General features: G+C 70.8%; 28 protein-coding genes and 1 riboswitch. Of the genes, 5 read left to right on the forward strand and 23 right to left on the reverse strand.

What is annotated here, in order from left to right; genetic code table 11:
- Nucleotides 1-32: 32 nt before the first annotated feature.
- The 17 genes from BLR95_RS08605 to BLR95_RS08680 form a co-directional block, all read right to left on the reverse strand.
- Nucleotides 33-2,114 (reverse strand): ribonucleoside triphosphate reductase, encoded by a 2,082-nt coding sequence (locus BLR95_RS08605; protein WP_092618454.1) that lies wholly within the window; start codon nucleotides 2,112-2,114, stop codon nucleotides 33-35.
- 192 nt (nucleotides 2,115-2,306) lie between these two features.
- A riboswitch (cobalamin riboswitch) is annotated at nucleotides 2,307-2,515 on the reverse strand.
- Between the two features lie 49 nt (nucleotides 2,516-2,564).
- Nucleotides 2,565-2,924, reverse strand: a complete 360-nt coding sequence (locus BLR95_RS08610) for an ArsR/SmtB family transcription factor (protein ID WP_092618457.1) — start codon at nucleotides 2,922-2,924, stop codon at nucleotides 2,565-2,567.
- A gap of 59 nt (nucleotides 2,925-2,983) precedes the next feature.
- On the reverse strand, nucleotides 2,984-4,243 hold the full coding sequence (locus BLR95_RS08615; RefSeq protein ID WP_092618459.1) for an NAD(P)/FAD-dependent oxidoreductase: 1,260 nt from the start codon (nucleotides 4,241-4,243) through the stop codon (nucleotides 2,984-2,986).
- A 60-nt stretch (nucleotides 4,244-4,303) separates the two neighbouring features.
- Entirely contained in the window at nucleotides 4,304-4,969 is a 666-nt protein-coding gene (locus BLR95_RS08620; RefSeq protein WP_092619102.1) for a c-type cytochrome, read from the reverse strand.
- A complete protein-coding gene (locus tag BLR95_RS16230; RefSeq protein WP_281241291.1) occupies nucleotides 4,969-5,097 on the reverse strand; it encodes a hypothetical protein in 129 nt (42 codons plus the stop codon). Before BLR95_RS16230 ends, BLR95_RS08620 begins: the two co-directional genes overlap by 1 nt.
- Nucleotides 5,098-5,408: 311 nt before the next feature.
- Entirely contained in the window at nucleotides 5,409-5,735 is a 327-nt protein-coding gene (gene soxZ / locus BLR95_RS08625; RefSeq protein ID WP_092618462.1) for a thiosulfate oxidation carrier complex protein SoxZ, read from the reverse strand.
- 83 nt (nucleotides 5,736-5,818) lie between these two features.
- Nucleotides 5,819-6,289, reverse strand: a complete 471-nt coding sequence (locus BLR95_RS08630) for a thiosulfate oxidation carrier protein SoxY (RefSeq protein ID WP_092618465.1) — start codon at nucleotides 6,287-6,289, stop codon at nucleotides 5,819-5,821.
- 114 nt (nucleotides 6,290-6,403) lie between these two features.
- Nucleotides 6,404-6,631: a sulfurtransferase TusA family protein gene (locus BLR95_RS08635; RefSeq protein WP_092618468.1), complete on the reverse strand. Its 228-nt coding sequence runs from the start codon at nucleotides 6,629-6,631 to the stop codon at nucleotides 6,404-6,406.
- A gap of 84 nt (nucleotides 6,632-6,715) precedes the next feature.
- Entirely contained in the window at nucleotides 6,716-7,225 is a 510-nt protein-coding gene (gene dsrE2, locus BLR95_RS08640) for a sulfur carrier protein DsrE2 (RefSeq protein WP_092618471.1), read from the reverse strand.
- Between the two features lie 110 nt (nucleotides 7,226-7,335).
- Complete coding sequence (locus BLR95_RS08645) at nucleotides 7,336-8,034, reverse strand: NAD(P)H-binding protein (protein WP_092618474.1); 699 nt, start codon at nucleotides 8,032-8,034, stop codon at nucleotides 7,336-7,338.
- Nucleotides 8,021-8,593, reverse strand: a complete 573-nt coding sequence (hutX, locus tag BLR95_RS08650; protein WP_092618476.1) for a heme utilization cystosolic carrier protein HutX — start codon at nucleotides 8,591-8,593, stop codon at nucleotides 8,021-8,023. The genes BLR95_RS08645 and hutX overlap by 14 nt, the downstream gene beginning before the upstream one ends.
- The gene (gene hutW / locus BLR95_RS08655; RefSeq protein WP_176787742.1) at nucleotides 8,590-9,984 is read right to left on the reverse strand and encodes a heme anaerobic degradation radical SAM methyltransferase ChuW/HutW; all 1,395 of its coding nucleotides are present in this window, start codon (nucleotides 9,982-9,984) and stop codon (nucleotides 8,590-8,592) included. Before hutW ends, hutX begins: the two co-directional genes overlap by 4 nt.
- The gene (hmuQ, locus tag BLR95_RS08660) at nucleotides 9,981-10,313 is read right to left on the reverse strand and encodes a heme-degrading protein HmuQ (RefSeq protein WP_092618482.1); all 333 of its coding nucleotides are present in this window, start codon (nucleotides 10,311-10,313) and stop codon (nucleotides 9,981-9,983) included. The genes hutW and hmuQ overlap by 4 nt, the downstream gene beginning before the upstream one ends.
- 26 nt (nucleotides 10,314-10,339) lie before the next feature.
- Nucleotides 10,340-11,164 (reverse strand): heme ABC transporter ATP-binding protein, encoded by an 825-nt coding sequence (locus tag BLR95_RS08665; RefSeq protein WP_092618485.1) that lies wholly within the window; start codon nucleotides 11,162-11,164, stop codon nucleotides 10,340-10,342.
- The gene (locus tag BLR95_RS08670; RefSeq protein ID WP_218119521.1) at nucleotides 11,158-12,267 is read right to left on the reverse strand and encodes a FecCD family ABC transporter permease; all 1,110 of its coding nucleotides are present in this window, start codon (nucleotides 12,265-12,267) and stop codon (nucleotides 11,158-11,160) included. The genes BLR95_RS08665 and BLR95_RS08670 overlap by 7 nt, the downstream gene beginning before the upstream one ends.
- Nucleotides 12,264-13,160, reverse strand: a complete 897-nt coding sequence (locus BLR95_RS08675) for a heme/hemin ABC transporter substrate-binding protein (protein WP_092618488.1) — start codon at nucleotides 13,158-13,160, stop codon at nucleotides 12,264-12,266. The genes BLR95_RS08670 and BLR95_RS08675 overlap by 4 nt, the downstream gene beginning before the upstream one ends.
- A gap of 8 nt (nucleotides 13,161-13,168) precedes the next feature.
- Nucleotides 13,169-15,265: a TonB-dependent receptor domain-containing protein gene (locus BLR95_RS08680; RefSeq protein ID WP_092618491.1), complete on the reverse strand. Its 2,097-nt coding sequence runs from the start codon at nucleotides 15,263-15,265 to the stop codon at nucleotides 13,169-13,171.
- Nucleotides 15,266-15,564: 299 nt separating this feature from the next.
- Between BLR95_RS08680 and BLR95_RS08685 the strand changes: the two genes are divergently transcribed.
- From BLR95_RS08685 to BLR95_RS15770, 4 genes are read left to right on the forward strand one after another with little or no spacing between them, the layout of a single operon-like run.
- On the forward strand, nucleotides 15,565-16,290 hold the full coding sequence (locus BLR95_RS08685; protein WP_092618494.1) for a MotA/TolQ/ExbB proton channel family protein: 726 nt from the start codon (nucleotides 15,565-15,567) through the stop codon (nucleotides 16,288-16,290).
- Nucleotides 16,274-16,699, forward strand: coding sequence for an ExbD/TolR family protein (locus BLR95_RS08690; protein WP_092618497.1), 426 nt, complete (start codon nucleotides 16,274-16,276; stop codon nucleotides 16,697-16,699). Before BLR95_RS08685 ends, BLR95_RS08690 begins: the two co-directional genes overlap by 17 nt.
- Entirely contained in the window at nucleotides 16,696-17,106 is a 411-nt protein-coding gene (locus tag BLR95_RS08695; RefSeq protein WP_092618500.1) for an ExbD/TolR family protein, read from the forward strand. Before BLR95_RS08690 ends, BLR95_RS08695 begins: the two co-directional genes overlap by 4 nt.
- A complete protein-coding gene (locus BLR95_RS15770) occupies nucleotides 17,103-18,206 on the forward strand; it encodes an energy transducer TonB (protein WP_176787744.1) in 1,104 nt (367 codons plus the stop codon). Before BLR95_RS08695 ends, BLR95_RS15770 begins: the two co-directional genes overlap by 4 nt.
- Before the next feature lie 81 nt (nucleotides 18,207-18,287).
- On the opposite strand, the gene BLR95_RS08710 is transcribed toward BLR95_RS15770, so the two are convergent.
- The 6 genes from BLR95_RS08710 to BLR95_RS08735 form a co-directional block, all read right to left on the reverse strand.
- On the reverse strand, nucleotides 18,288-18,860 hold the full coding sequence (locus tag BLR95_RS08710) for a hypothetical protein (RefSeq protein ID WP_092618508.1): 573 nt from the start codon (nucleotides 18,858-18,860) through the stop codon (nucleotides 18,288-18,290).
- 98 nt (nucleotides 18,861-18,958) lie between these two features.
- The gene (locus BLR95_RS08715; RefSeq protein WP_143130966.1) at nucleotides 18,959-19,501 is read right to left on the reverse strand and encodes a hypothetical protein; all 543 of its coding nucleotides are present in this window, start codon (nucleotides 19,499-19,501) and stop codon (nucleotides 18,959-18,961) included.
- A gap of 72 nt (nucleotides 19,502-19,573) precedes the next feature.
- Nucleotides 19,574-20,200 carry an RNA polymerase sigma factor gene (locus tag BLR95_RS08720; protein ID WP_245689393.1) on the reverse strand — a complete coding sequence of 209 codons (627 nt, stop codon included), beginning with the start codon at nucleotides 20,198-20,200 and terminating at the stop codon, nucleotides 19,574-19,576.
- 30 nt (nucleotides 20,201-20,230) lie between these two features.
- The gene (locus BLR95_RS08725; protein WP_092618514.1) at nucleotides 20,231-20,731 is read right to left on the reverse strand and encodes a flagellar export chaperone FliS; all 501 of its coding nucleotides are present in this window, start codon (nucleotides 20,729-20,731) and stop codon (nucleotides 20,231-20,233) included.
- A 31-nt stretch (nucleotides 20,732-20,762) separates the two neighbouring features.
- Complete coding sequence (fliD, locus tag BLR95_RS08730) at nucleotides 20,763-22,442, reverse strand: flagellar filament capping protein FliD (RefSeq protein ID WP_092618517.1); 1,680 nt, start codon at nucleotides 22,440-22,442, stop codon at nucleotides 20,763-20,765.
- A 229-nt stretch (nucleotides 22,443-22,671) separates the two neighbouring features.
- Nucleotides 22,672-23,511 (reverse strand): flagellin, encoded by an 840-nt coding sequence (locus tag BLR95_RS08735; protein ID WP_092618520.1) that lies wholly within the window; start codon nucleotides 23,509-23,511, stop codon nucleotides 22,672-22,674.
- A gap of 321 nt (nucleotides 23,512-23,832) precedes the next feature.
- Between BLR95_RS08735 and BLR95_RS08740 the strand changes: the two genes are divergently transcribed.
- A complete protein-coding gene (locus BLR95_RS08740) occupies nucleotides 23,833-24,522 on the forward strand; it encodes a flagellar hook assembly protein FlgD (RefSeq protein ID WP_092618523.1) in 690 nt (229 codons plus the stop codon).
- Nucleotides 24,523-24,550: the final 28 nt, after the last annotated feature.

The raw sequence follows: 24,550 nt of genomic DNA on the forward strand, positions 1-24,550 counted from the left end.
GTTTCCTTGGTCGATGGCGGAGTCAGCAGGGATCAGCAGGCTTGTGCCCGCTTCTTGGCGATCAACTCGGCGTCGCACTTGGGGCAGAAGGCGTGCTCGCCCTCGATGTAGCCGTGTTTGGGGCAGATCGAGAAGGTCGGGGTGACCGTGATGTAGGGTAGCGAGAAGCGCTCCAGGGAGCGGCGGACCAGGGCCTTGCAGGCCTCGGTGGAGGACAGGCGCTCGCCCATGTACAGGTGCAGGACGGTGCCGCCGGTGTACTTGCGCTGCAATTCCTCCTGGTGCTCCAGGGCCTCGAAGGGGTCGTCGGTGAAGCCGGCCGGCAACTGGCTGGAGTTGGTGTAGTAGGGCTGGTCCGGGCTGCCCGCCTGCAGGATGCCGGGGAAGCGCTTCCTGTCCTCGCGCGCGAAGCGGTAGGTGGTGCCCTCGGCCGGGGTGGCTTCCAGGTTGTAGAGGTTGCCGGTCTCCTCCTGGAAGGCGGTGATTTTCTCGCGCACATGGTCGAGCAGGCGCAGGGCCAGGTCGCGGCCGGCCGGGGTGGTGATGTCCTCGGCGTCGGCGGTGAAGTTGCGCACCATCTCGTTGATGCCGTTCACGCCGATGGTCGAGAAGTGGTTGCGCAGGGTGCCCAGGTAGCGCTTGGTGTAGGGGAACAGGCCGTTGTCGATGTGGCGCTGGATCACCTTGCGCTTGATCTCAAGGCTGGTCCGGGCGATCCCCAGCAGGTGGTCGGTGGCTGCCATCAGGGCCGATTCGTCGCCCCGGTGCAGGTGGCCCAGGCGGGCGCAGTTGATCGTCACCACGCCCAGCGAGCCGGTCTGCTCGGCGCTGCCGAACAGCCCGTTGCCGCGCTTCAGAAGCTCCGACAGGTCGAGCTGCAACCGGCAGCACATGGAGCGCACCATGTTGGGCTTGAGGTCGGAGTTGAGGAAGTTCTGGAAGTAGGGCAGGCCGTAGCGCGCCGTCATGGCGAACAGGCGCTCGGTGTTGGGGTCGTCCCAGGGGAAGTCGGGGGTGATGTTGTAGGTCGGGATGGGGAAGGTGAACACCCGGCCCAGGGCGTCGCCCTTGGTCATCACCTCCATGTAGGCCCGGTTGATCATGTCCATCTCGGGCTTCAGGTCGCCGTAGGTGAAGGGCATCTCCTGGCCGGCGATGATCGGCACCTCGTCCTTCAGGTCCTCCGGGCAGGTCCAGTCGAAGGTGAGGTTGGTGAACGGCGTCTGGGTGCCCCAGCGCGAGGGGACGTTGAGGTTGTAGACCAGCTCCTGGATGCCCTGGAGGACCTCTTCGTAGCTCAGGGAATCCTTGCGCACGAAGGGGGCCATGTAGGTGTCGAAGGAGCTGAACGCCTGGGCCCCCGCCCATTCGTTCTGCAAGGTGCCGAGAAAGTTGACGATCTGCCCGATGGCGCTGGACAGGTGCTTGGGCGGGCTCGCCTCGATCTTGCCGGGCACCCCGTTCAGCCCCTCGGTGAGCAGGGTGCGCAGCGACCAGCCGGCGCAGTAGCCGGCCAGCATGTCCAGGTCGTGGATGTGCAGGTCGCCGTCGCGGTGGGCCTGGCCGACCTCGGGCGGATAGACGTGCGACAGCCAGTAGTTGGCGACCACCTTGCCGGACACGTTGAGGATCAGCCCGCCCAGCGAGTAGCCCTGGTTGGCGTTGGCGTTGACCCGCCAGTCGGCCCGCTCCAGGTACTCGTTGATCGAGCTTTCCACGTCGACCAGGGTCTGGCGGTCGCGGCGCAGGCGGGCCCGCTGCTCGCGGTAGACGATGTAGGCGCGCGCCGTGGCGAAGTGGTTGGCCGAGATCAGGACCTGCTCGACCACGTCCTGGATCTGCTCGATCTGCGGCGTGCGGTCGTGGAAGCGGTGGGCCAGCACCTTGCAGGCCTGGATGCCCAAAAGGTCGGCCTCGACCCCCTCGAACTCGCCGGTTGCCTTGCCGGCCCGGGCGACGGCCGAGCGGATGCGCTCGCCGTCGAAGGGCACCACCTCGCCCGAACGCTTGACCACCTTGCGTGGTGGCGGCAGGTCGCCGCGCCGGATCTCGCCCTGGGCAGCCGCCGCGGCGGCAGGATGCAGGGCCGGCGGAGTGTCGGACGGGGGGGTCATCGCAGGGCCTCGCGGCTGTGGGGGGGACCGATGGTCGGGGCCGGTGGGGTGGTCATCGCGGATCCCCTCTCGGAGTGGACAGGCACCGAACGGGGACAGCGGCAACGGGCGGGCGTTGGAGCAACCCCCGGGCACCGGGCGGCAACGGCCCGGTGGCGCGACCCGTCGCCCACCGGGACACCCCGCCCGCGGGAACGACAGAGGTACACGGCAGGTCTCCTGGCTCGCGGGTCAAGGTGGTCGGCCGGCCTTCCCGGCGCCTGGGGCGCCAGTGGCGGGGGATGGACGACAACTCGCCGCTGACAGTCGCGGGGACGGCGCCGGCTTTTCACCGGCTTCCCTCTTGCCCATGGCAGCGCCCATATTTGGGAGCCGCAATGACCGTGAACGCGACATATGGTGCCCGAGCCGGCGGGATTGTCAAGAGGCAATCCCATGTTCCGGAAAGGGTCACCCGGCCCCGCCGGGGCGGTTCAGGGGCTGGGGGGGGCGTGGCCCGGGGGCGCAATAAAGGCCGTGCAGGGTGGCCAGCACGGTGCCCGCCGCGTCGCCCTTCAGCGTGTAGCGGACGGTCTGCCCGTCGCGCCGGGTCTGCACCAGATCGTCGCGGCGCAGGCGGGCCAGATGCTGCGACAGGGCCGACTGGGTCAGCCCGACCAGCGCCGCGAGCTGGCCCACCGAGTGCTCGCCCTTCAGCAACTGGCACAGGATCAGCAGCCGATGTTGGTTGCTCATCGCCTTCAACAGGCGGCTGGCCTGCAAGGCATTGTCCCGCAGGCGAGCCAGATCGGCCGGTGGTTTCGGGTCCATGGGCGGCGGTCCGAAAGGGGCGCGGCGGGGCCCGCTGAAAGGGGGCCCCGCCGGCCGGCCTAGCTGAAGATGTCGGCGGTGATGCCGGCGTACCAGCCGATGCTTTCCTCGTAGGTCCGCTGGCGCAGGTCGGCCGGTTCGCCGACCTGGCTGATGAAGCCCGAGGTCTTGGCGATCTTCTCGGCCTCGGGCTCGTAGCTGGCCCCCACCTTGACCCCGTCATCGGTGCCGATCAGCGACCAGCAGGTGTTGGCGTACTTGGCCGGGAACAGGGTGGAGCCGGTCAGCGCGTGGCGCACCGCCATGGCGCACACCTTGGCCTGGCTGTTGGCCGAGAAGGCCGACTTGGGCATGTCGCCGTTCAGGGTCGCGTCGCCGAGCACGTAGACCCGCTCGTCGAGCCTGCTTTGCATGGTGTTGGGGACGATCGGGCACCAACCCTGGTCGTTGGTCAGCCCGGCGCGGGCGGCGACGGTGCCCGCCTTCATGGCCGGGATGACGTTGCACACCGCGGCCTTGATGGTGTCGCCGTTGACCAGCACCTCCATGCTGTCGGGGCGCACCTCGTCGATGGCGCCGAAGTCGCCGCCGACCCATTCGACCATGCCCGGATAGTGGCGCTGCCAGCCGTCCTGGAACAGGGCCATCTTCGAGAACTTGTCCTTGGGATCGAAGATCAGGATCTTCGAGCTGGGCTTGGTCTGCTTCAGCATGTGGGCCACCATGGAGATGCGCTCGTAGGGGCCGGGCGGGCAGCGATAGGGGTTGGGCGGGGCGATCATGACATAGGTGCCGCCGTCCTCCATGGCCTCGATCTGGGCCTTCAGGAGCTGGGTCTGGCTGCCCGCCTTGTAGGCGTGGGGCATCTTGTTCTGGCTGGTCACGCTCCACCCGGGCACCGAGCCCTCGACGAAGTCGATGCCCGGCGAGACGACCAGCGCGTCGTAGGCCAGGGTGTCGCCGCCGGCCAGGGTCACGGTGCGGGCGTCGCGGTCGACCCCCACCGCCCAGTCGTGGACCACGTTGATGCCGTGCTGGCTGGCCAGGGCGCCGTAGGTGTGGCCCAGCGAATCGAACTCGCGGAAGCCGCCCAGATAGAGGTTGGAGAAGAAGCAGGTGTAGTAGGTGCGGGTCGGCTCGATCAGGGTGACGTCGATCGCCCCCTTGGAATCCTTGGCGATATAGCGCGCCGCCGTGGCGCCGCCGGCGCCGCCGCCGATCACCACCACCTTGGGCCGCGCCGCGCCGAGCACCGGCGGGGCGGCGAGCAGGGCCGCCACGGCGGCGGTGGTTCCGAGAAACGTCCGTCTGTTCATCATGGCGTGAAAGTCCTCCCTGGATGTGGATTGGGTGTTTCTGGCGCCGCTTGTTCCTCGGCGTTACTCGATGTCGGCGAAGTAGGCCGCCAGACTGGCGATCTCGTCGTCCGACAGCCGCCCGGCGATCATGCGCATCACCGGGTTGGCACGGATTTCCTGCTTGTAGGCGTGCATGGCGACCACGAAGTCATCGACCGGCCAGTGGGTGATCGAGGGGATGCCGTGGTGTTCGCCGTCGGCCCGGTGGCAGGTCGTGCATTCCGAGGCCAGATACTCGCCGAAGGCCGGATCGCCTTTGATCTGAAGCACTTCCGGCGGCAGCTTGGGGCTGGGCGGGTGGCGCGGCGGCGCTTCCGGGATGTTGGCCGGGTTGTCGGAGAAGCGGCGCAGGTAGGCCAGCACGTGGGCCCGGTCGATGGCGTCGGCCATGCCGGGGAAGTTCATGCGGGTGTGGCTGACCAGGGCCTTGGGGTTCTCGATGTAGGCGTCGAGGCTTTCGTAGTCCCAGACCAGGCCGGTGACGCCGGCCCGCTTCAGGCCGTCGGAGTAGCGGAAGCCGTCGATGCCGCCGGCCTGGCGCCCGAAGACCCCGTTCAGATGCGGACCGATGCGGTTCTTCGCCCCCTGGCCAATGGCATGGCAGGCGGCGCAGACCTTGAACACCACCTTGCCACGCTCGGCATCCCCGGTGGGGGGCTCGGCGACGGCGGCGCCGGCCGCCACCATCAGCACAACCGCAAGACCACGCGCGCCAATTCGGCGCGCACCGGAGAGATCACGCGCGCCAAATCGGCGCGCACCGGAGAGATCACGCGCGCCAAATCGGCGCGCACCCCATCGATCACGCGCGCCAAGCCGGCGCGCGCCCCAGAGAACGGCTCCCATGCGTTCCTCCCTGTCCCCTGCGTATTCTTTTTGTTTTTGGGCTTTTTGTGCCGTTTCAGGCGGTGTCCGGCTGCCCGGCGGCTCTTCAAGGCCGCGTTGTCTGGGGGCCGGGTTTGCTGAGGCCTGTTTTTAAGTCCGTGTTGCCCGCTTGGGGCGTATCATCACGGTTTGGTAATTAAGAAGATCATGAAACACGCCGCCTTGGCAACCCGAAGTTTGGTTGCCCCATGGCTTCATCCCGTCAGGCGACGGTCGGCCGGCGTGGGCCCTTGGCCACGGGTCAGGCCGGGGTCAGGGTGCGCGATGTCTGGTAGGTCTGGCCGCTGTCGTCCTCCCAGGTCATCAGCAACTCGCCCGGGCCGTCGACCTTGAGGTGGAAGGCGAGGAAAGGGTTGGCCGCGATGGCCGGGGCCCAGTCGGCGGCGACCACCGGGGCGCCGTTGAAGGTGGCGCTGAAGCGGTGGATGATGTTGCGCCGGATGGTGTTGCCCTCGGGGTCCTTGCGGCGGCCCGATTCCATGGGGTGGGTGATCATGGTCTTGACCTCGATCACCTCGCCCACGGCGAAGCTGCGGGGCAGTTTGACGCGGGGTGTTGGGTCGGCCATCGGGGGATGCTCCCTGATTGTCGGGCGCCACCGGCGCCATTGGCGCCGTCGGATGTCACACGCCGTCAGGTGTCACAACTGGGTCAGATGTCACAACTGGCGTCGGTCGAGACCTCGACCCGGCGCCGGGTGAGGGCGACCGAGCCGTCGCTGAACTCGGCCACGGCCACGATGTCCTGGCTCTTGACCAGCCGCACGCGGGTCTCCACCCGGGCCTGACCGGCGCGCGGCGAGAAATGGAACACCGCCACTTCGGGGGCGCGGTTGCCGTCGGCGAACAGGTGCAGGGCGGTGACGTGGTGGTCGGCGCTCATCGGGCTGTCCACCGCCACCTCGACCGGCACGGTGTTGCCGTTGGCCGGGTCGGCCGGCAGGCCCAGGGCGATCCGCCCGGCGTCGGGCTGGCGCCCCCCGACCACCGCGCCGATCACCCCGTCGGCGCCGGCGGCGTGCACCCGCACCGGGGTGCCGGCGGCGACGGCGACGCCGACCACCGCCAGGGCGCGCAGGGCCTGGCGCCGGCTCATGCCGTGCGCCGTGATCTGTCTGCTCATGGTCTCAAACTCCTTCCCGGCCAGGGTGGCACGCGAACGGGTCCGCGGCGTGGGCCGTGGCCGTCTTGCAAGCGGGTCGGACCGTGGTGGGCCGGGCGACGCCGGCCGACCGGCTCAGGCCTTGCGCAGCTGGAAGGTGTAGACGTCGCCATCCTGGCTGGAGGAGACCAGCTCGTTGCCGGTCTGCCGGCAGAAGGCCTCGAAGTCCTTCACCGAGCCGGGATCGGTGGCGACCACCTCGAGCACCTGGCCGGTGTCCAGGTCCTTGATCGCCTTCTTGGCCTTGAGGATGGGCAGCGGGCAGTTGAGGCCCTTGACGTCGAGGGTGATGGGATCGCTCATGGCGGTGGAAGTCTCCCTGTCGTTTTCCCTGCTCGCGGCAGAGGTTCGTTGGCTGGTCGCGGTTGGTCGGCGGATGAGCGGGGCTCAGATGAACAGGTTGATGTTGCTGGCCGAGGCGGTCTCGATGTAGGTCGCCGCGCCGGCGAACTCGATGCCGTCGATCAGGTCCTCGGCCTTGTACTCGAACAGGTCCAGCGTCATCTGGCAGGCGATCATGCGCACCTCGGCCTCCTGGGCCAGCTCGCGCAACTCCTCGATCGAGGCGACCCCCTTCTTGCCCAGCATGTTCTTCATCATGCCGGCGGCCAGGGTTTCCATGCCGGGCAGCATGCCGACGATGTTGGGCATGGTCATGTGGCCGCCCATCATGGGCATTTCCATGGCCGGGTTGCCCAGGGTGGCCAGCTTCAGCTTGAGGTCCTTCTTGAGCAGCGCCAACCCGTAGAAGGTGAAGAACAGGGTCACCGAATGGCCCAGGCTGGCCGCCGTGGTGGCCAGGATGAAGGGCGGATAGGCCCAGTCCAGGCTGCCCTTGGTGACGATCATCGACATGGATCGGGGGGTGGTGGCGCTCCCTTGCTCCGGCTCGGTCATGGTTCTGCCTCCCTGTTGGGGCGGCCCTGGTTTCAGCTTGACGTGTTGGTTGGGCGGGCCGCCACCGGTACATTAACCTTTGGTTATATGCCCGGCAAGAGGCGGGGAGTCTAATCCTCGGCCAGCGGGAAGGGCTCGACCGTTTCCGGGGCGCTCAGGGTGTCGGCATCGATGGCGGCCAGGGTCCGGCCGATGGTTTCCGGGGTGCCCAGGCAGGCCAGGATCAGGCGGGCCAGCTCGGCCCGGGCGATGCGGCCATGCACCCGCTGGTCGACGAACAGGGCGCCGCGCCCGGTCGCCGATTGGTCGAGCAGCCCGCCGGGACGCAGCACGGTCAGCCCCAGATCGACCGCCCGGGCCCGATCCTCGCCCCGGGTCTTGGCCTCCAGCACCGGGCCGATGGCGTCGAGCAGGCGCTGGCTGGCGTGGGCCCGGCTGTCTCCGGCGCCGAGCGAGGAGACCATGATCAGCCGTCGCCCGGGGGGGCCGCTTGCGGCCAGCGCCTCGGCCACATTGCCCACCCCCTGGTCATCGACCGTGCTGTCGCCGGGGCCGCCGCCCAGGGTGCTGACACAGGGCGTCTCGGCCGGCGCGGCGGCGATCAGGGCTTGAAGGCTGGGCGGGTCGAGCACGTCGCCGGGCACCAGATGGCAGCCCAGGGTATCGAGCCGGGCGGTGTCGGCGCCCGGACGGACCAGGGCGTGAACGGTGATGCCCCGGGCCCGGGCCAGCCGCGCCACCTCAAGCCCGGTGCCCCGGGTGGCGCCGCACAGCAAAAGGTGGCCGAAACGGGTCCTAGGGCGCGCCATGATGCGCCTCCCCGGCGGTGGCGGTCAGGCGGTCGCGCAGGGCGGTGAAGCGGGCCAACTGGTCGGCCCGCGGCCGGCGCTCGGCGTCGCGGCCGACAAAGACCTTGAACATGCCGGCGCCCTCCTGGTTCAGGAAGATCACCGCGTGGCTCTCCAGGCCCATGAAGGGGCGGCTGACAAAGGCCAGGGTGGCGCAACGCTCGGCCCGGATGTGGCCGCCCAGGGGTCCCGGGCCATGCAGGTTGAAAAAGCCGTGGCCGGGCCGGCCGGGTGGCAGCTCGGCGGTGCATTCCAGGATCAGGTCGTCGGTGTGGACCAGCACGGTGACGGTGCCCCACTGGGCGATGTCGGCCATCGCCTCGGCGAAGTGGCACCCGTCGGCCAGGGCGCGGTGGGTCTCGGGCAGGCAGCGGATGGCCGCTTCCAGGCTCAGGCCGTGCTCGGCGGCCAGGCTTTCCAGCACTCCGTCGGGGTTGGCGGCCAGGGTTTCGGCCAGTTGGCGCGACGGCGCCGAATCGAGGGAGGGGCGGCGCGACGGCGCCGGATCGACAGCGGTCATGCGGAGGCATCCTGTGGTTGGGGAAGGGTCTCCTGATGGGTCACCATCAGGTCGTGCAGGGCGGCGTTGAGGGTGCTTTGCCAGAACCAGCCGGCGGTGGTCAGGCCGAGCGCCCCCGGCACCGGGGTGAGCAGCCCGGCCTCGCCCCACTGCTCAAGCAGCGGGGTGACCAGGGTCTCGAAGCCGGGCCCGGCCACCGCCGCCAACTCGGCCGGCACGATGCGGCCGTTCTCCAGGGCGGTGGTCAGGACGCGGCGGATGGGCAGGTCGGCGGCGGGCAGGAACAGGCCGTCGAGCGGCTTCTCGCCGGCCGCGGTGCGGGCCTGGTAGGTGTCCAGGTCCTCGCCCACCCGGTAGCGGTGCCCCGCCATCAGGCCGCCGGCCCCGGCCCCGTAGGCCAGACTGTCGGCCTGGGTCTTGGTCAACTGGTTGTAGAGGTTGCGCTCGCGGGTGGCGCGGGCGAAGTGGGCCTGGCTCAGGCGGCGCCAGCCGGCGGCCTCGAGCAGGGCGACGCCCAGGCCGTACATCTCGCCCTGCTCGGGCAACTCGGGCGGGGTCGGCAGCTTGCCCCGGGCGATGGCCTTTTCCAGCGGGCTGTCCGGGTACAGCGACAGGCGGTAGAGGTCGACCCCGTCCAGCCCGACGGCGGCGGCGCTTTCCACGTCGGCCCGCCAGGTTTCCAGGCTCTGGCCGGGCAGGCCGTAGATCAGGTCGATGACCACGGCCGCCTGATCGAGCCCGACCAGATCGGCCAGGAAGGCAAGGGCCTGCTCGCGGTCGGCCCGCCGGCCGAGGCGCTTCCTGAGGTCGCCGTCGAAGGTCTGGATGCCGATGGAAAAGCGGTTGGCTCCGGCCTCGACACAGGCCCGGGCCTTCTCGAGGTCGAAGTCGAAGACCCGCCCCTCGACGGTGATCTCGCAGTCGGCGGCCAGCGGCAGGTGGCGCCGCGCCGCGCCGATCAGGCCGGCGAGGTCCTCGGCGGCCAGGGCGGTCGGCGTGCCACCCCCGAAATAGAGGGCATGGATGGGGCCGCCGGCGATCATCGGCCGCTCGGCGTCGATCGCCATCTCGCGCGCCACCGCCCGGGCATAGGGGGCGGAGAACCCCTTGTCGGTGTGGTTGCGGTAGAAGCCGCAGAACAGGCAGCGACCGATGCAGAAGGGCACGTGGACATAGGCCACCGACTTGCCCCGACGCGGCCGGGCGAGCAAGGCCCGCCAGGTCGCCTCGGGGTCGGCCGCCGGGGCCGGGCGCTTGCCGAACCAGGGGAAGGCGCGCCGCTGGGCGAAGGCTTCGCCCAGCGGATCAACGCCGACCCGGGCCCGCGCCCCGGCCAGCAATTCGGCCAGATCGGGGCTTGGCCGGTCGAGGGCGGCGGCCGGCGGACTCACCTGGCACCTCCGGACGGGGCCGGGGTCTGGGTGATCGACTCGAAGCCCTCGAAGCACGGCCCCTCGATCAGGTGGGAGGCCGTCTCGCCGGCCCGCTTGTGGCCTTCGGCGAAGGCAGCCGATTTGGTCCACGCCTCGAAGGCGGCGCGGTCGGCCCACATGGTGTGGCTGGCGAACAGCACATGGTCATCGGCCGCCGGGCCGCGCAGCAGATGAAAGCCGAGGAAGCCCGGCACCTCGGGCAGGCGACTTTCGCGCTGACGCCACATCTCGGCGAAGGCGTCGGCCTGCTCGGGGCGGACCTTGAAGCGGTTCATGGCAAGAAACATCGGCGAACCTTTCGCTTGCTGGGGGATCACAGCGGACAGAGCTGGGGGACGCCCCGCTCCGGGTGGGGGAACAGACGCACCTTCAGGCGGAAGGCGCGTTCAATGATGTCAGGGGTCAGAACCTCCGACACCACCCCCTCGGCGAGCACCCGGCCCTCGCCCAGCACGGCCAGCCGGTCGGCGTGCAGGGCGGCCAGATTGGGGTCGTGCAGCACGGCCAGCACGGCCACCCCCTGGCCGGCCAGCCGGCGGGCGAAACGCATCAATTGGTGTTGATGGACCAGATCCAGGTTGTTGGTCGGCTCGTCGAGCAGCAGCACCCGGGGGGCTTCGTCGGTGCGGGACGGGCCGTGCGGGCCGTCGGCGTCGGGCCAGATCTGGGCCGCCACCCGGGCCAGCTGGACCCGCTGGCGCTCGCCGCCGGACAGGGTCGGGTAGGGGCGGTCGGCCAACTCCAGGGCGTCCACCGCCTGCAGGGCGCGCAGCGCGATGTCCTGGTCGCGCCGGCGGGAGGAAAGTCCGGCGTGGGCGCTGCGTCCGGCCAGCACCACCTCGATGGCGCGGAAGGGGAAGGCCAGCTCCAGCGACTGGGGCAGCACGGCACGCCGCCGGGCCAGTTCGGGGCGCGCCCAGGCGGCCAGCGGACGGCCGTCCAGGCGGACCACCCCACGACTTGGCTTGAGGGCCCCGGAGAGCAGATGCAAAAGGGTCGACTTGCCGGCCCCGTTGGGGCCGATCAGGGCGCACACCCGGCCCGCCGCGAGGCGCAGATCGACCCCGGAGAGGATCGGCCGGCCGTGCCGGGCGAAGCTCAGGTCGAGGGCTTCCAGCATGGGCGTCGCGCCTACCATAGCCCGGCCACCCGGCGGCGCAGCAGAAGCCAGATGAAGAACGGCCCGCCCAGGCAACTGGTGACGATGCCGATCGGCAACTCGGCCGGCAGGACCACGGTGCGCGCCACAAGGTCGGCCAGCAGCAGCAGGCTGGCCCCCAGCATCATGGCGGCGGGCAGCAGAACCCGGTGGTCGGGCCCCAGGGTGAGGCGGATCAGATGGGGCACGACCAGCCCGACAAAGCCGATGACGCCGCTCAGGGCGACCGCCGCGCCCACCGCCAGGGCGACCAGGACCACCGTCCAGCGCTTGGCGGCCTCGACGTCGAAGCCCAGGTGCAGGGCCTCGGTCTCGCCGAACAGCAGGGCGTTCAGCGGCCGGGCCAGCAGCAGCACGGCCAGCGTCGGGGCGATGATCAGGGGCGCCGCCAGCAGCAGGCGCTCCCAGGTGATGCCGCCCAGGCTGCCCAGCATCCAGAAGTTCAGGTCGCGCAGGGCCTGATCGTCGCTGAGGAAGATCAGCAGCCCGATCCCCGCGCCGGCCATGGCGTTGAGAGCGATCCCGGCGAGCAGCAGGGTGGCGACCTGGGTCTGCCCGTGGCGGTTGGCGATGCGGTAGGCCAGGGCGGTGGTGGCCAACCCCCCGAGAAACGCGGCCAACGGCAGGGCGAGGCCCTGAACGGCGTCGAACAGCGGCCCGGCAACCAGCCCGCCGAGCACGATCACCCCGCCGGCGGCCAGCGCGGCGCCGGTCGACACGCCGATCAGCGAGGGATCGGCCAGCGGGTTGCGGAACAGCCCCTGCAACGCGGCGCCGGCCACCGCCAAGGCGGCGCCGACCAGCACGGCGAGCAGCGCCCGGGGCAGGCGGATGGCCAGCAGCACCGTCTCCTGCACCGGACTGGTGGCGACCAGCGGCGGCACCCCCAGCTGCTCGGCGAGCAGCGACAGCACGGCCGCCGGCGGCACCTGGACGGCGCCCAGGCCAAGGCCCAGGAACAGGCTGACCAGCAACCCACCGCCCAGCCCGATCAGGCCCAACCGCTGGCGCGCCGCCTGCCGGTCGAGACCGCGCAGGGCGTCGGCAGGCCGGGTGGCGGACAGGGTGCCCGGCGGGGTCACTGTGCGCCCTCCACAAGCTGGGGATCGCTCAGGTCGGGCAGCTTCAGGTCGGGGTGCAGGTGGCGGGCCAGTTCGGCCGCCGCCTCCACGGTGCGCGGCCCGAAGCCGAGCAGGAACATGCCGTCCATGGCCACCACCCGGCGGCCGGCGAAGGCCGGATTTGCGGCCAGGGCGGCCTCGTCGCCCAGGGCCTCAAGGGTGCGCTCGCTGACCAGGATGACCTCGGCCGGCAGGCTGGCCGCCGCCTCGGGCGACAGCGGCTTGTAGTCGGCGAAGTCCGCGACCGCGTTGCGTCCGCCGGCCAACTCGATGATCGCCTCGGCCGAGGTGCCGGTGCCCCCGGCCATCGGCGCGCCGCGCCCGGCGGAGAGCAGGAACAGCACCCGGGGGCGCTCCGTCACCCCGGCCAGGGCGGTTTCCAGCAGCTTGGCCTGGGTCTTGAGGCGGGCGGTCAGCGCCGCCCCCTCGGCCTCAAGCTCCAGGGCTTCGGCGACGGCGGTGATCTTGTCGGCGACGCCGTCCAGGCTGGGCCGGTCGGCCACCCGCAGCAGCGGCGTGCCGGCCTCGGCCAACTGGTCGAGCGCCGCCGCCGGGCCGCTGTTCTCGATCAGCATCACCAGGTCGGGGGTCAGGCCGAGGATTGGCTCGGCCGACAGGCGGCGCATGTAGCCCACGTCGGGCAGCTCGGTGGCCGCCGGCGGGTAGGTGCTGGTGGTGTCGACGGCGACCACCCGCTCGCCGGCGCCCAGGGCGAAGACGATCTCGGTCAGCGCGCCACCCACCGAAACGATTCGGCGGGGGGCCTCGGCCTGGGCCTGGGTCGCGGGGGTGGCCATCAACAGGGCACACAGGAACAGCGGCGTGCCACGCCAGCGCAGGGTACTCGGCAGCATGGGGAACCTCACCAGTTAAGGGTGTAGCTCAGGCGGGTCTTGTAGTTGCGCCCCGTCTCGGCGGCGCCGACGGCGGTGCGCGCGTAGTTCTCGTCAAACGCGTTGTCGACGCCCAGATCGACCCGCAGCCCGTCCAGCCCCCAGTCGGTGGGGGTGTAGACCAGGTAGACGTCGTGCACGTCGTAGGCCTCGCGGCGATCGGTCGGGTCGTTCACGTTCTTGAAGTTGCTGGCCACGATGCCGCGCCAGCCGATCCGGGAATCGATCTCCGGCAGCTTGACGCTCAGCTCCAGGCTGGTCCGGTCGGGCTGCAGCACGCCCAGGCGCTCGCCGGTGTCGGTGTTCTTGCCGTTGATCGAGGAGTAGCCCAGCGCCAGGCGCACCCGGTCGAACTCGTAGCTGGCCTCCACCTCGGTGCCCCACAGGGCGGCGTTGGGCACGTTGAACTGCTCGGTGGTGCCGTTACAGGCGGGAGGGAAACAGGCCGGCGGGGCGGGCTGGTTGACGGTCTGGTCGATGAAGTCCTCGCCCTTGATGCGGAACTGGCTGGCCTTCATGGCAAGCCGGTCCTGGTCCAGCGCCACGTCCTCGAACTCCACGCCCAGGCCGTATTCCAGGGTGGTGGTGGTTTGCGGCTTGAGGTCCGGGTTGGGCACGAAGCTGTTGGTGCCAAAGCCGGGGATGGTGAAGTGGGTGCCGGCGGCGTAGACCTCGTCCAGGGTCGGGGCGCGGAAGGCCTCGCCGTAGCTGGTGAAGACCATCAGCCACTCGGTGGGCAGGTAGCTTGCGCCCAGGCGCGGCGACAGGTGGGTTTCATCCACCTCGTCGGCCAGGCTGCTTTCGGTGTGGTAGCTGTCGTAACGCACCCCGGGCAGCAGCATCAGGTCGCCGGGCAGGCCCAGGGGCTCGGTCAGGGTCAACTCGAGCTGGGCGTAGATGCCCGCGAACAGGGCCTCGGCATCGGGCACGCCGCCGCGCTCGGTGCTGCCGGCGGCGCCGTCCTGGCGGTCCTCCCAGCCCTCGATGCCGTAGGTCAGGGTGGCCAGGGCGTCCTCGCCCAGGCTGAAGCGGCTGCGGTTGTCGATCCGCAGGCCGGCCGTCTGCAGGTCGCGCCGCAACAACTCGCCGGTGGGGCCGGCGCCGCCGGCGTCCAGGCGGACCTCATCGGCCCCCTGCTGGTTGTAGTAGAAGGTGGCGTCCAGATCGATCCACTGGCTGTCCGGGTCATAGGCCCAGGCCAGGGTGACGTTGTCGTTGGCCAGGGTCTTGTCGACGATGTCGGTGCCGCCCGTCAGCTGGCCGTTGTTGGGTTCCTTGGCCTCGTTGCGGAAGCGGCTGTAGGCCAGCTTCATCTCGTGGTTGCCGATCTTGAGGCCGCCCTTGACCAGGGCCGAGAGGATCTCGTCGTCGGCATCTTCGAGGGTGGTGCCGTCGCCCAGGTCGATCGGCCCGGAGGTGCGCCGGGTCAGGCTGGCCAGAAGGTCGACCTCGTCGCTCGGCCGGGCGTAGGCGGTGGAGGTGAAGGCCCATTCCTCGGCGACGCTCTGGTAGCCCACCGACAGGGTGGTGCCGAAGTGCTCGTCGGGGGCCAGGTAGTCGTCGGCCTCGACGCTGCGGAACTCGATCACGCCGCCGGTGCCGCCGCTGCCGTAAAGCGCCGAGGCGGAGCCGCGCAGCACCTCCGCGCTGCGCAGCAGGCTGGGGTCGAGATAGAACCGGCCGTCGTGCCCGGAGCCGAAGTTCTGCCGCGCCCCGTCGATCAGGATGACCACGTCGGCGCCGTCGAAGCCACGGATCGAGGGCACCTCGCCGGTGCGCCGGGGGCCGCCCTCGAAGGCCACGCCAGGGATCATTTTCAGCACATCGTCGGGGCTCGAAGGGTTGAGGTCGTCGATCTCCTCGCGCCCCAGGACGCTGACCATGCCGGGATAGAGAAAGGGATCGATGGCGTTGCGGGTGGCGGTCACCGAAATGCGGCCCAGCTCCAGATTGGTGGTGGGCTGGGCGGTGTCGGCGGCCTCCTCGGCCAAGCTGGGCAGGGGGGCGAGCAGGGGAGCGATCAGGCCGGTGGCCGTCAGGTGCCGGCGCAGACAGGGTGTGAGCATGGCAGCCTCTCGAGTGGGGCGTGTCGGGGTGGGACGGCGACGGCGCGCCGGTCGCCCATGACACCAAATGCGAGTTTCCTGCCGGGCGTGTCCGCACGGCGGGTGTGTTTCGGCCCTCTGGATAGCGCAACTGAGATGCACTCGCAACAGGAATCGTAAGTAGTAATTCTGTGTTTCCAATGCCTTAATGGGTTATTGGGCGACCGGTCCGGGGTTGTGAGTCAGGCGGGCGGCGCTATAATCGCCGGTGAATCGCGGGTGCGACGCAGTTGCAATTTCTTCAGGCAGAGGGTTCCCACATGTCCGATCCATCCCTGTCCGGCGGCCTTTCGGGGCTGCCCGGCCTGCTGGTTGCCGGCGGGCCGGTGGTTGGCCTGCTGCTGGTCCTCTCGGTGGCGGCGCTGACCATCGTGCTGGTCAAGCTGTGGCAGTATCACGCCGTGGGCGTGGACCGGCGCCGCGCCGCCGGCGAGGCCTTGCGGATGCTGGCCCAGGGGCACGAGGCGGCGGCCCTGGAACGGGCCCGCGCCGCCGGTGATCCGCTCAGCGACCTGCTGGCCCGCTGTCTGGTCGGGCGTCGGCAGGGGATCGCCGAGGCCCGCATCCGGGATGAGGCGACGCGCCACGGCATGGCCGTGGTGGCTGCCCTGCGCGGTTGGCTGAAGCCGTTGGAGGTGATCGCCGCCCTGGCCCCTCTGCTCGGCCTGTTCGGCACCGTGCTGGGCATGATCGAGGCCTTCCGCAAGCTGGAGGGGGCGGGCGCCCGGGTCGATCCGGCGCTGCTCTCGGGCGGTATCTGGGAAGCCCTGCTGACCACCGCCGTCGGGCTGGCCGTGGCCATGCCGACGCTGGCCGCCCTGAGCTGGCTCGACCGCCGGGTGGAGCGTCTGGCCGGCGACATGGACGACGCGGTGGCCCGCGTGTTCGGGGTCGATCTCACCCCGGCGGCGCCGACCCGGGCACCGGCGACCCGGCGCGCCGAGGAGGCGGCAAGGCCGCATCCGGCCCATGCCCTGGGCGGCTGAGGGAACGCCCTCCATCGCTGCCCGGGGGGGACCCCGGCGGCGCGGCGTCGGGCTGACGCCGCTCATTGATGTGGTGTTCATCCTGCTGGTGTTTTTCATGTTGGCGTCCAGTTTCGAAACCTGGCGGGCTCTCCCCCTGGCGACCACCGGCGGGGCGGGGTCCGCCGCCGCCGCCCAGGGTCTGCTGGTCGAGGTGGGGCGCGACCAGGTGCGCTGCGCCGGCCAGCCGGTCGATCTGGACGGCCTGGGGGACTGCCTGCGCCGTCACCGCGCCGCCCGGCCGGGGGCGGAGGACGGGGCGGTGGTGGTGCGCCCGGGGTCGGGGGTCGACCTCACCCGGCTGGTGGCGGTGCTCGACCGTCTGGCCGCCGCCGGGGCGGCGCGGGTCAGTCTGGCGGGGTCGCCATGATCGCCCGTCCGCCGGCCGGGCGGCGCGGTGGGTCGGCGCCCGGGGTCGACGAGCCGGGGGTGCTGCCGCTGATCAACGTGGTCTTTCTGCTGCTGGTGTTCTTTCTGCTGGCCGGGCAGTTGGTGGCCGCCGATCCCTTCGCCGTGCGGCCGCCGGTCTCGTCCGCCCCGGGCGACGGGGCGCCGGCGGTGCCGACCATTCTGCTGGCCGCCGATGGGCGGCTGGCCGTGCTCGGCGGCGAAGAGGCGGGGCGCGATCCGTTGGCCGGGCTGCTCGCCGACGGCCCGCCGCCGCTGGTCCGCCTGAAGGCCGATGGCCGGGTTTCGGCCGAGCGCGTCACCCGCCTGCTGCGCCGCCTGGAAGGGCTGGGCGTGGCCCGGGTCCACCTGCTGACCACGCCGCCATGAGCCGGTTCGCCACACAGCATCGCCCGGGCGCCCGGACCTGGCTGCTGGCCGGCGGCCTGGCCCTGGTGCTGCACGGTGGGGTGGCGGCCTTGACCGGGTTGTGGGCCACCCGGCCGGTGGCCGGCGCCGGTATGGGCGAGGGCGGGCTGATGCTGGCCCTCGGCCCCGCCTCCGGGGGCGGGCCGGCGACCGGCGGCGCGGAGACGCAAGGCGGTGGGGAGGACGGAGGGGTGGCCGAAGCCGCCGACGCCGGGCTGGCCGCCGACTTGAAGGCGCCAGTTGCCGAGGCGCCAGTTACCGAGCCGTCAATTGCCGAGCCGCCCGTGGTCGAAACGGCGGCGCCCTCCCCCGAGCCGCCAGCCGAGCCAGTTCCCGAGTCGGTTCCCGAGCCTGTCGCGGACGCCTCCCCCCAGCCCATTCCCCAGCCGGTTCCCGAGCCCGTGGTGCGGGCCGAGGTCGAGCCGCCGCCCCCACCGCCTCCCGCGCCCCCTCCCCAGGCGCTGGTCACGCCCCGGGACCTGCCGCCTCCGCCGCCCCGGCCACGGCGATACGCGGCGGTCGATCCGGCGCATCCGGCGCCGGAACAACAGGCCGCTGAAACGGCCAGGGAGCCGGAGTCGATAAACCAACTGGCGGCCACGCCGCCGGGCGGTCGCGCCGTCGGGGAGGTCCCTGGGCCGGCCGGTGCCGCCGAGGGGCGCGGGGCGCCGGGGTTCGGCGGCGGGACAGCCATGCCCGGCGGGGTGGGAGGCGCCGCGCCGGGCGGTGGCGCGTCGGCCGGCGGTGGGGGCGGTGGTGCCTTGGGCGATGGTGCGGTGGACGACTACGCGGCCCGTCTGATCGCCTGGCTGGAGGCGCACAAGCGCTATCCGCGCAAGGCCCGCCTGCGCCGCCAGGAGGGCACCGCCCTGGTCCGCGTGGTCATCGACCGCCAGGGCCGGGTGCTGAGCCGCGACCTGGGGCACGGCAGCGGGCACGCCAGTCTCGACGCGGCGGCCCTGGAACTGATCGACCGGGCGCAGCCGCTGCCCGCGGTGCCGGCGCACCTGGGGGGGCACCAGCTCAGCCTCAGCGTGCCGATCCGCTATCACCTGCGCTGAGGGGGCCTGTCAGGGGTGCGGCGGCGGGCCACGTCAAGGGTTTGGCGGCGAGCCGCGTCAAGGGTTTGGCGGCGAGCCGCGTTACGGGTTTGGCGGCGAGCCGCCGGGGCCCCCGATGCAGGCCCGCACCGCTGCCATGTCGGCCACCACCCGGTCGCGCACGAAGGCCCGCTCCGCCGGCGTCAGGATATGCGTCAGGTCGAGCAGGATGGCGTCGATCAGGCGTCGGCCGGCGGCCATCTCGCGGTTGCGCGCCTGCTGGTGCCGATCCAGGTCGGCCTCGGTCAGCGTGCCGGCCGCGAAGCGGTCGAGCAGGCGACCGGGGTCGCCGGGCGGGGCCGGGGGGGGGACGTCACGCGGAGGGGGCGCGTCGCCCGGGACGGGGGACGGAGGTCCGCCCGGCATCTGGCCAAGACGGTCCAGGTAGGTCCTCAGATGGCGGTCGATGGCGGCCAGCGATTCGGCGCGGCGTTCGGTGTCCGGCAACTGCTGGACGATGCCGCGCAGGGTGTCGGCGACGCCGCGTCCCAGTGGCGCCGGCGGCGGTCCCGACACCCAAGGGGGCGGCGGTCCCTGGGGGTTGACCCACAGGCCGATCAGCACACCGAGCAGAAGCATGTTGAAAGCCAGCGAGGCGACCAGCCAGCGCTTCATGGCGATTGTCTTTCCTGTCAACGGTCACGCCCCACGGTTTCCCGTCCGGGTGCGCAACCTGACGCTTCCCGTACCCGCCGCCGAACTCTTGAGGGGGGCTACCAGCCGCCCCATGCCCCGGTGAGCAGCAGGCCAAGGCCGGCGGCGTCGTGGCTGCCGACCGTCCAACCCATGCCCAGCCCGTACCCGCCGGCCAGTCCGAGGGCCAGACAGGCCAGCCACAACCCGGCCCGGGCCTGGAGCAGGCCGCCCAGCGAGGCGGTTTCCGGGCCGTTCGGCGTGGCCGGTCCCCAGCCCGTCACCCCGTGCCAGTCCGCGCCGTCGGGTTGCCGGCGGAGGCCCGGGGACCAAGTCGCGGGGGGGTCGGCCAGGGAGCGGCGTTCGCGCTTCGGCGGTGCCTCCGGGGTCGTCTCGTCCAGCCGGTCCATGATGGAATCGACCAGGGCCGTGCGGGCCTCGCCGCCGAGGGGCGGTTCCTTGATGGTCAGCCAGTCATCCAGCCGGCGGGCCTCGGCGAAGGCTCCCTTGGCTTCCTCGGACGTTTCCAGAAGGCGGGTTGCGGCCTGTCGGCGATCATGGGGCCACCGGGTCAGGTCGCAGCCGTGGATGTTTAGCAACGCCCTGAATTCTTCTGGCGTCATAAAACCTCCAACGTTGGGAGCCTCCGCGTGCCGTCAGGCCGCCGAGGTTCCGGGATCTGCTGTCCAGGGTCCCTATTCGAGTAGCAGGGCGCGCAGTTTCTGCCGCCCCCGTTTCAACAGGGACTCCACGGCATTCTGCCGCAAGCCCATGATATCGGCGACTTCGCCGGCTGTCAGGTCCTCATTGTAGTAAAGGGTCAGGGCAATGGCCTGCTGCTCGGGCAGGCGGGCGATGGCGGCCCGCAGGCGCCGGGCGCGCTGGTTCTGATGGCAGGCGGCTTCCGGGCTTGGGGTGTCGTCTTCCAACTCGCCGGCCTGCTCGATGGGCACCGTGGCGCGGCGCCGGGTCAGGTCGATGCACTGGTTGAGGGCGACGCGGTAGAGCCAGGTGCGGAAGCGGGCCTGGCCGGGCTGCCACTGGCGGCTGTTGGCCCAGATCTTCAGGAACACGTCCTGGGCCACGTCCTCGGCCTGATCGGGGCCGACAATGCGGCGGGCCATGCCGACCACGCGATCCACGTGGCGGCTGACAAGCAGGCGAAACGCCTCCTTGTCGCCCTCCTGGGTCCGCTCCATGAGGGACTCATCGGAGGTGCCGCCGCGTGGTTCGTCGTGGCAATAGCTGTCCAGACCGCTCCCCATCCACGAGCTGGAAACGCGCGAGCCGGAAATGTCGGCCACTCTGCCCGAGCCGGTCATGGCGTATCGTTCCTGGGTTGGCACTCAGGACTACCCGACCCGGGCCGCCCTGTCACTGGGTACATTCTGCCCGCCGGAGGGCGCCGGAGTGGGCATTTTCTGCCCACCGGGCGGGGTCGCGGGGCGGCCCAGCGGGGGCACGTTGGCGATCTCGGCCCAGCCGTCGCGCATGGCCAGCACCTGGCGGTGCACGCTGGCGTAGCGGGCGACGGCGGTGTCGTGGTCGCGGCAGCGCTTGGCGTAGTGCAACTGGGCCTGGCCGTCGCCATAGAAGCGGCGCAGCAGGCCGCCGATCTCGGCGGTGCGCGGGCTGGTCGCGTCGACGCAGCCGTCCAGCCGCGACAGGATGTGCACGGCACGGCTCATGTGGGTGAACTCGCCCTCCGGATCGCCGGCCAGGCGGGCCGCCTTGGCCCGGGCGACCGAGGTCAGCGTCTGGTCGTACAGATCGACCACCACGCGCAAGGGGCTCTGGGCCCGGCGGGCGGCACGATAGGCGTTGTGGGCGTTGCGATGGCTGAGATCGTTCATGACCCTGGCTCCTGCTTGGTCGGTGGCGGGTTCAGTCGTCCTGGTTGGTGCCGAGCAGCGTTTGCAGTTGCTGCAGCATCAGATCGGCGGCGGCGATTTCGGCCTCCAGCCGGGCGTAGGTCTTGATCAGGTCGGCTTCGGTGTCGGCGGCCCGCTCGGCGATGCGGTCGCGCCTGTCCTGTTTGTCCTCGATGGCCTCTTCGAGGCTGGCCATGCGCTCGACAAGCCGGCCGTCGGTGGCGTCGGTGTAGGCATCGAGGCGATCATCCAGGGCATCGGCCAGTCCCTGCGAGACGGTCAGGGTGGCGGTGCCCGAGGCCTTGCCGGTGTAGACCAGCCACAGCCCCTCGGCGGTGGTGCCCTCGGCGCCCTTGATGACGGTGCCCGACACGGTCAGTTCGGTGCCGTCGAGGCTGGCCGAGGCGATGGTGCCATCGGCATCGAGGGTCACCGTCACCTCGTAGGTGCCGCTGGCCAGTTGGCTGGTGTTCTTGTAGACGCCAAGATCGCCGCTGTCGGTTTCGGTGCTGGTCTGGAAGAAGGCCTGGATGACCTCGGGGTTCTGCAGCAGGGCCTCTTCCAGGGTGTCGGTGTCGATCCTGAGCGTGTTGTCGCTGCCCAGGGTGATGCCAAGGTCGGACAGCAGCCAGGTTTCCCCGTCCACCGTGACCTGGCTGGCCAGGGCCTCGTAGAGCAGGCTGTTGACCTGCTTGACCAGATCGTTGGCGAACAGCACCGCCGTGTCGGCGGCCCCGGCGTCCTCGTCCTCGCTCAGCGTCTGCTGGGTCAGGGCGAAATCGCGGTAGGCGTTGTAGGCCGTGACGAAGGCCTCGACGGCGTCGTTCAGGGCCGACAGGTCCTGGCCCACTTCCAGGGTCAGGGTGTCGCCCTCGGTGGCGGCGTAAAGGTTCACCGAGACCCCGGGCAGCAGGTCCTCGATGTCGTTGCTGGTCGAGGTGACGCTGACCCCGTCGACGCTCAACTGTGCCATTTGGGCGGCCTGCAGGACATCGGCGAAGGCACCGTCGGTGTCGGTCAGCCCGAGGCCGTGCAGCACGTCGTCGCCGGAGGTGGCGGTGGCGGTGAACTCGGTGCCGGTGTCGACCCCGGCGAGGACCAGGGTGACGCCGCTGTCGCTGGTCCGCACCAGGGTGGCGCTGACCCCGCTGTCGTCGCTGGCGGCGTTGATGGCGCTGGCCAGGTCGCTCAGCGACATGTCGGCGGTGAGGGTGATGGTGGCGCCGTCATGGCCGTCGGCGGCCAGCTCGAAGACCCCGGCGAGGCCCAGGGCATCGCTGCTCGAGGTCTGCTCGGCGGCGGCCACCTTCTGGCTTTCCGCCAACTGGATGATGTCGATTTCGTAGAGACCAAGCTCGGCGCTGTCGGTGACCGTCACCCCGAGCACGTCGTCCGGCTCGGCGATGGCCGAGGAGGACAGGTAGGCCGCCGCCTCGCCATAGACCGCCTCGTCGGCGTCGTCGCCCAGCGCCACCAGGGCGTCCTGAAGGTCGCCCAGCAGGTCGAGCATGTCCTGATAGGCGGCCAGCTCGGCCTCGGCGGTCTCGATCTCGCTGTCCAGGCTGTAGGCCTTCTGCATCCTGCTTTCGACCGCCGCCTCGATGAGGGCCGAGGTTTCCAGGCCGGACAGGCCGCTGAGGTAGGTGGTGCCGCTGCTGCCGGTGGCGGTGCTGACCGAGACGACGCTGCTCATGGGACGGGCTCCGGCAGGCAGGGGAAACGGGAGGTGCGGCGGAAGCGGCCACCGTGGTGGACAGGGACCCCGGGGGGGCTCGGTCGCTTCCGCCGCCCCCCGCCGGCGCAATGTCGAGGACCGACGGGGGCGTGGGCCGGGGCGGCGCGTCGCTCAGGCCGGCGCGCCGCCCGGGGGATCAGTGCCGATCCCCGAGCCGACCCGCGGGCCGGCTCGGGGACCCGGGGTGTCACTGCAACAGCGACAGCAGCTCCTGCGGCATCTCGTTGGCCTGGGCCAGGGCGGCGATGGCGGCGTTGGTCTTCACCTTGGCCGACGAGAAGTTGGATTGCTCCTCGGCGATGTCGGCGTCGACGATGGCCGACTGGGCGGCGTCCAGGTTTTCTTCGGCGCTGGCAAGCTGCCCCTCGTGGTACTCGAAGCGCGACATCTGGGCGCCGACGTTGGCCCGCGCCGCCGCCACCTCGCCGATGGCGGTGTCGATGGCCGTCGCCGCCGCCGCCGCGTTGGTGGCGTTATCGACCGCGGTGCCGGTCAGGTCGCCGCCGATGGCGTCGGCGCTGACGTCGGCGATCTCCACCGACAGCACGTCGTTGGTGATGTCGGTGCCGACCAGGAAGTCGACCCCGGTGCCGGTGACGAAGTCGCTGGAGCCGTCGAGCAGCGACTGGCCGTTGAAGCGGGTGCCGGCGGCGATGGAATCGATTTCCTCGACCAGCTCCTGGTACTCGGCGTCGATGTAGGCACGCTCGGTGTCGGTCACGGCGCCGGACACCGCCTGGGCGGCCAGTTCCTTCATGCGCTGCAGCACGTCGGAGATCTGGGCCAGGCCGCCGTCGGCGGTTTCCAGCACCGAGACGGCGTGCGAGGCGTTGGTCTGGGCCTGCGCCAGCACGGCCACGTCGTTCTGCAGCTTGGTCGCCACGGCAAGGCCGGCGGCGTCGTCCGAGGCCTTGTTGACCTGCGAGCCGCTGGCCACGCGGTTCAGGTACTGGTCCTGCTCGCCCGAGTTGATGTTCAGGTAGCGCAGGGCCGAGTTGGCGGCGGTGTTGGTCGAAATGACGGGCATGGTCGTCGTCTCCTTGAGGTCCGTCGTGGGCGGCCCCCGCACGCCGGTGGTCCCAAGCGGGAGCCGGGGCAAGGGCCGGGGTCGGCGGCACCCGATAGCCCCCCGAGGCGATCCCCCATGGCGACACGGGGGACACGGGGCGGCCCGTCGGCGAATGGCCTTCCACCCCCTTTAACGCCCCACCCCGACAAATACTGGCGCGGATTTTTTTGAAAAAATTTCCGCCAGTCCCGGGCCTCTTCCGCCGTTTCAAGGAGACCAGACGCAGCGCCCAAGTGGCCATGGCGTCGATCGGCATCCTGTCAGCGGGAGAGTCGCCTGATGACTGACACCAGCACTGTTTCCTCCACCTCCTCGACCAGCGGCCTGACCTCCACAACCGCCGAGTCGGTGTCGGCGCTGAGCGAAAATTACGAGCTGTTCCTGACCATCCTGACCACCCAGCTCCAGAACCAGAACCCGCTCGACCCCACCGATACCGACGAGTTGACCAGCCAGCTCATCCAGTACTCGCAGGTCGAGCAGCAGATCCTGGCCAACCAGTACCTGGAGACCCTGGTCCTGGCGACCAACAACCAGGCCGCCGAAACCGCCCTGTCCTTCATGGGCATGGAGGTCACCTACAACGGCGAGGACCAGACCTTCGAGGGCGAGGAGCTGTCCTGGAGCTTCGACATGCCGGACGGCGTGACCTCGGCGGTGGTCCAGCTCAGCGATGCCGACGGCCACGTGGTCTACACCGACAGCCTCGATGCCACGGCCGGGGAGGCCAGCTTCACCTGGGATGGCACCACCACCGACGGCAGCACCGCCGAGGACGGCACCTACACCCTGTCGGTGATCGCCACCTACGAGGACGGCACCAGCGAGGAGATCGAGCTGACCGGCACCAGCACGGTGACCGAGGTCGACTGGTCGTCCGGCAGCCCGGTCCTGAAGCTGGCCAACGGCGCTGAAATCGACCTTTCCGACATCGTCTCGGCCACCCAGCCGCAGTCCGCGGCCGCCTAGGCGGCGGCGTCCACAGGGGAGTCCCCGC

Origin of the sequence: Roseospirillum parvum (assembly GCF_900100455.1) — a bacterium.
GTDB classification, from domain to species: Bacteria; Pseudomonadota; Alphaproteobacteria; order Rhodospirillales; family Rhodospirillaceae; genus Roseospirillum; species Roseospirillum parvum.

Bases quoted from the DNA above. Each gene is read 5' to 3' on its own strand.
- BLR95_RS08620 (WP_092619102.1), bottom strand. From the start codon at position 4,969: ATGGTGGCGGCCGGCGCCGCCGTCGCCGAGCCCCCCACCGGGGATGCC.
- BLR95_RS08605 (WP_092618454.1), bottom strand. From the start codon at position 2,114: ATGACCCCCCCGTCCGACACTCCGCCGGCCCTGCATCCTGCCGCCGCG.
- dsrE2 (WP_092618471.1), bottom strand. From the start codon at position 7,225: ATGACCGAGCCGGAGCAAGGGAGCGCCACCACCCCCCGATCCATGTCG.
- BLR95_RS08740 (WP_092618523.1), top strand. From the start codon at position 23,833: ATGACTGACACCAGCACTGTTTCCTCCACCTCCTCGACCAGCGGCCTG.
- BLR95_RS08695 (WP_092618500.1), top strand. From the start codon at position 16,696: ATGATCGCCCGTCCGCCGGCCGGGCGGCGCGGTGGGTCGGCGCCCGGG.
- BLR95_RS08645 (WP_092618474.1), bottom strand. From the start codon at position 8,034: ATGGCGCGCCCTAGGACCCGTTTCGGCCACCTTTTGCTGTGCGGCGCC.
- BLR95_RS08725 (WP_092618514.1), bottom strand. From the start codon at position 20,731: ATGAACGATCTCAGCCATCGCAACGCCCACAACGCCTATCGTGCCGCC.
- BLR95_RS08690 (WP_092618497.1), top strand. From the start codon at position 16,274: ATGCCCTGGGCGGCTGAGGGAACGCCCTCCATCGCTGCCCGGGGGGGA.
- BLR95_RS08715 (WP_143130966.1), bottom strand. From the start codon at position 19,501: ATGACGCCAGAAGAATTCAGGGCGTTGCTAAACATCCACGGCTGCGAC.
- BLR95_RS08720 (WP_245689393.1), bottom strand. From the start codon at position 20,200: ATGACCGGCTCGGGCAGAGTGGCCGACATTTCCGGCTCGCGCGTTTCC.
- BLR95_RS08710 (WP_092618508.1), bottom strand. From the start codon at position 18,860: ATGAAGCGCTGGCTGGTCGCCTCGCTGGCTTTCAACATGCTTCTGCTC.
- BLR95_RS08615 (WP_092618459.1), bottom strand. From the start codon at position 4,243: ATGATGAACAGACGGACGTTTCTCGGAACCACCGCCGCCGTGGCGGCC.
- BLR95_RS15770 (WP_176787744.1), top strand. From the start codon at position 17,103: ATGAGCCGGTTCGCCACACAGCATCGCCCGGGCGCCCGGACCTGGCTG.
- BLR95_RS08635 (WP_092618468.1), bottom strand. From the start codon at position 6,631: ATGAGCGATCCCATCACCCTCGACGTCAAGGGCCTCAACTGCCCGCTG.
- BLR95_RS08665 (WP_092618485.1), bottom strand. From the start codon at position 11,164: ATGGTAGGCGCGACGCCCATGCTGGAAGCCCTCGACCTGAGCTTCGCC.
- fliD (WP_092618517.1), bottom strand. From the start codon at position 22,442: ATGAGCAGCGTCGTCTCGGTCAGCACCGCCACCGGCAGCAGCGGCACC.
- BLR95_RS08685 (WP_092618494.1), top strand. From the start codon at position 15,565: ATGTCCGATCCATCCCTGTCCGGCGGCCTTTCGGGGCTGCCCGGCCTG.
- BLR95_RS08675 (WP_092618488.1), bottom strand. From the start codon at position 13,160: ATGCTGCCGAGTACCCTGCGCTGGCGTGGCACGCCGCTGTTCCTGTGT.
- soxZ (WP_092618462.1), bottom strand. From the start codon at position 5,735: ATGGCCGACCCAACACCCCGCGTCAAACTGCCCCGCAGCTTCGCCGTG.
- BLR95_RS08680 (WP_092618491.1), bottom strand. From the start codon at position 15,265: ATGCTCACACCCTGTCTGCGCCGGCACCTGACGGCCACCGGCCTGATC.
- BLR95_RS08735 (WP_092618520.1), bottom strand. From the start codon at position 23,511: ATGCCCGTCATTTCGACCAACACCGCCGCCAACTCGGCCCTGCGCTAC.
- hutX (WP_092618476.1), bottom strand. From the start codon at position 8,593: ATGACCGCTGTCGATCCGGCGCCGTCGCGCCGCCCCTCCCTCGATTCG.
- BLR95_RS08630 (WP_092618465.1), bottom strand. From the start codon at position 6,289: ATGAGCAGACAGATCACGGCGCACGGCATGAGCCGGCGCCAGGCCCTG.
- hmuQ (WP_092618482.1), bottom strand. From the start codon at position 10,313: ATGTTTCTTGCCATGAACCGCTTCAAGGTCCGCCCCGAGCAGGCCGAC.
- BLR95_RS08610 (WP_092618457.1), bottom strand. From the start codon at position 2,924: ATGGACCCGAAACCACCGGCCGATCTGGCTCGCCTGCGGGACAATGCC.